Below are 255 nucleotides of genomic sequence, written 5' to 3'. Positions count from 1 at the left end.
ATTTGGCTGGGTGGAATATAATTAATTCCGTAAGGTTCGTCTGGAATGTAAGTATCTAAATATGGTGCCAGCGTTTTTGCTGTACCGTTTATTGTAATACCATCGCTATACATTTTTACTTGATCAACTAATAGCAAACTCGATGTATCACTTGATTGGATTTTCTTTAGAAAAGCTAGTTGCGGTTCCATAGAATCAGCAGGATAAATCCAAGGGCGCAACGACACTCGTGCGGTCAGATTACCGTCTTTTTCT

General features: G+C 38.8%; 1 pseudogene. It reads right to left on the bottom strand.

The window, feature by feature from the left end:
• Positions 1-255, bottom strand: a pseudogene (locus EYW48_RS22085) (amidohydrolase); the annotation flags it as partial.

Origin of the sequence: Vibrio sp. 1180_3 (assembly GCF_029478545.1) — a bacterium.
Lineage (GTDB): Bacteria > Pseudomonadota > Gammaproteobacteria > Enterobacterales > Vibrionaceae > Vibrio > Vibrio aestuarianus.
Note: the sequence above shows the minus strand (reverse complement) of the source record. Positions and strands in the feature narration are given on the sequence as shown.